Genomic DNA, 3,335 nt, shown 5'->3' on the forward strand with positions numbered 1-3,335 from the left:
TTGTAGACAGCGACGGTCAACACTTTCTTGGCTTCAAATTGACCAATGACATATTGATCAAGGTAGGAAGTAAGCTCCTTGGGTTTTTTAAGCTGGAATTTTTGGGATTTTGCAGGTTTCTTGGTTTTTTCCTCTTCTCCCAGGATTTGATAGGCCTGATCAATACAGAAATTACAGATATGAGCTGAAATCCCCGAAACCATCAGGTCCACGTCTTTTTTGTTTCTCCCGCAGAAGGAGCAGGTAACTTGCGCCATTTTTTAAACTTTTCTAGTTAAAACTTCATCAATTAAGCCATATTCTTTGGCTTCCGGTGCCTTCATCCAATAATCTCTGTCTGAATCCCTTTCGATTTCCTCAAATGTTTTGCCAGAATGATCAGCAATAATCTGGTAAAGCTCCTGTTTCATGGAAAGTATCAATTTTAAAGATATTTCCATATCCTTGGATTGTCCCTGCATTCCTCCTGAAGGCTGGTGGATCATTACTCTGGAATGCTTGAGGGCTGATCTTTTATCTTTGGCCCCACCTGCCAATAATACTGCTCCCATGGAAGCGGCTATTCCAGTACAGATTGTGGCTACATCGGGATTGACATACTGCATGGTGTCATAAATTCCAAGACCCGCTGTAACGGAGCCTCCCGGGCTGTTTACATACAACAATACATCTTTTTTGGGATCTGTAGATTCCAAAAAAAGCAACTGCGCAGTTATGATATTTGCAATAAAGTCATCAACCTGCGTGCCCAAAAAGATGATCCTATCCATAATCAGTCGGGAAAAAACGTCGATTTCCCTAAAATTAGTCGGTCTTTCCTCAATAACAGAACGGGTCATCCCATTGATATGGGTTTCATATTGGTCAAAAGCATTTCCGCTGATTCCTTGATTGTGCACAGCATATTTTCTGAATTCGTCTTTGTTGATCATCATTTATTTTTTAAGTCTTTTACAAAAATAAAAAAAGCCCTTAAAAAAGGACTTTTCAATAACGCTTTTATTTGAAAATTAGTTTTCCAAAATTTCCTTGAACCTTTCAATTGAGACAACTTCCTCTGTGATATCAATTTTTTCTTTGACAAAACCAAGCACCTTATCATTTTGTACGGAAGTCATTACCTGCATATAATTTTGTCCTTCATTTCCCTGAAGATAATTATTGACAAACATATCCATGCTATCTTCCATTTGGGCCCCAAGACCCGATGCAGAGAATTGCTCACGGATCATTTCCTTTGTTTTTACAATCACTTCTTCGTGTTCACCTTTGATCTCATTGTCTTTGGATATCTTGTTTGATATCAAGGACCAGACCAATTGCTTGGCATATATGGGGTATTCCTGATCTATCTGGTCTTCAGTAACCTTTCCATCATTTGCCTTGAGTAACCATTCCTTTAAGAATTCATCCGGCAATTCAATATTGATATTGGCAATCAATGCTTCTTTCACTTGTTCATCATTGTAAACCTTAGCCTCCTTGTTGTAGTTTTCAGAAAGAATTGTTTTTACCTTTTCTTTAAAGGCCTCTTCCGAATCCACGACATTTGGTCCAAAAACCTTGTCAAAAAACTCTTGGTTCAAATCGGCAATTTCGGTTCTGTTGATATTCTGAACTGTAAATACAAACTTTCCCGATATGGAAGCCGATTCCTCTTCAGTAATACCGAATGTATCGGCAAGCTCTTCTTTTATGTCCTGGAGGGGTTCAAATTCAATTTGGGCACCTTTTTCTAGGCCAACAAATTTGGAAAGTGCATTTTTATCAATTTTGGAGAGGGGAAGAGACAATGTTTTTTCAAATGAACCATCTTCTGCTTTCAGGTCACCATATAGAAAATCATTTTCTTGGCTAACCTCAGGATTTGTCATTTTGCCATACTGACTCCTCATATTTTCAATGGCATCATCTATCACCTTTTCATCAAGCTCCACTTCATAGGCAGTAGCATGAATGTTTTTATCCAAACTGATATTCAGATCTTCCACAAACCCGATTTTATATTGGAATTCAAATTCTTTTTGGGATTTCCAATCAATTTTATCTGCGTTTTCAACCTCTGGTAGTGGATCTCCCAAGATTTTGAACGTCTGCTCCTTCAAAAATTCATTTAGTGATGTCGAAAGTATATTGTTGATTTCATCCACTAATACCGAAGTACCATATAGTTTTTTCACCATGGTGAAAGGAGCCTTGCCAGGTCTAAAACCTTTAATGCTGGCTTTCTTGGCATAGTCTTTTACTTTAGCATCTACCTTTGGTTGATAATCTGCCTCATTTAGCTTAATTTTAACTGAAGCTTGATTTGCTGATTGCTTATCTAATGTGATTTCCAAGTTGATTTTGGTTTTGGTTAGTATTGAACTAAAAACCCTCAATCTTCGTCTCAATTCGACTTGCCAAATGGCCTTGTTCTGAATCGGAATCTTGATTGAGGGTCTGTATGCGTGCGGATAGAGGGACTCGAACCCCCATGCCTTACGGCGCTAGATCCTAAGTCTAGTGCGTCTACCAATTTCGCCACATCCGCTTTTTTAATGTGGATGCAAAGGTAATAATCAATTCTTAACTATCAAATTTGGGAAAGGAAAAATAAATCGATTTTGTCAAAAAAATATCAATGTTACACTTTATATTAAATTAAGAATTTTTCTATCTTAGAATATATGATACAAGTTGGTCTGGAAGAAGAAATAAAGGAAATATTAAAAAGATATAGGAAGTTGCTCAGGATGGCAAAACCGCTGTTAAAGCCGGGGGACGCAAAAATCATCAAAAAAGCCTTTAATATTTCCAATGATGCCCATCGGGAAATGAGAAGGAAGTCAGGTGAACCGTATATCTATCATCCCCTCGAGGTGGCTTTGATTTGTGTGGAGGAGATTGGTTTGGGGCCAACAAGTGTTGTGGCTGCACTTCTCCATGATGTGGTGGAAGATACAGATTGGGAGTTGGAAGATATACAAAGAGAATTTGGTTCGAAAGTGACCCAAATCATTGACGGATTGACAAAAATTTCCGGTGTTTTTGAATATGGATCCTCTCAGCAGGCTGAAAATTTCCGGAAAATGTTGTTGACACTTTCAGATGATGTGAGGGTGATTCTTATCAAAATAGCAGACAGGTTAAACAACATGAGGACTTTGGTAAGTATGCCTCGGCATAAGCAGCTCAAAATTGCCTCTGAAACGATGTACCTGTATGCGCCATTGGCTCATAGGTTGGGCCTGTACACCATCAAATCCGAATTAGAAGACTTATATCTCAAGTACACCGATACTGAAACCTATGATGTTATCATCAATAAAATTAACGAGACCAGGGTTTCCAGG

4 protein-coding genes and 1 tRNA gene are annotated in these 3,335 nt (G+C 38.3%); 1 reads left to right on the forward strand and 4 read right to left on the reverse strand.

Annotation, left to right across the window (positions count from 1 at the left end; translation table 11 throughout):
- The 4 genes from ACEW8O_RS24860 to ACEW8O_RS24875 form a co-directional block, all read right to left on the reverse strand.
- The coding region (locus tag ACEW8O_RS24860; RefSeq protein ID WP_373497333.1) for a ClpX C4-type zinc finger protein at positions 1 to 257 on the reverse strand (257 nt) is incomplete at its 3' end.
- A 3-nt stretch (positions 258 to 260) separates the two neighbouring features.
- Complete coding sequence (locus tag ACEW8O_RS24865) at positions 261 to 932, reverse strand: ClpP family protease (protein ID WP_373497336.1); 672 nt, start codon at positions 930 to 932, stop codon at positions 261 to 263.
- 78 nt (positions 933 to 1,010) lie between these two features.
- Positions 1,011 to 2,339 (reverse strand): trigger factor, encoded by a 1,329-nt coding sequence (locus ACEW8O_RS24870; RefSeq protein WP_373497334.1) that lies wholly within the window; start codon positions 2,337 to 2,339, stop codon positions 1,011 to 1,013.
- 112 nt (positions 2,340 to 2,451) lie between these two features.
- Positions 2,452 to 2,533 (reverse strand) — tRNA-Leu (locus ACEW8O_RS24875).
- A 136-nt stretch (positions 2,534 to 2,669) separates the two neighbouring features.
- Here ACEW8O_RS24875 and ACEW8O_RS24880 point away from each other — a divergent pair.
- Positions 2,670 to 3,335, forward strand: a 666-nt coding sequence (locus ACEW8O_RS24880; RefSeq protein ID WP_373497335.1) for an HD domain-containing protein, incomplete at its 3' end; no start/stop codon positions are given.

Origin of the sequence: Aquiflexum sp., from assembly GCF_041749095.1 — a bacterium.
Taxonomy (GTDB): Bacteria; Bacteroidota; Bacteroidia; order Cytophagales; family Cyclobacteriaceae; genus Aquiflexum.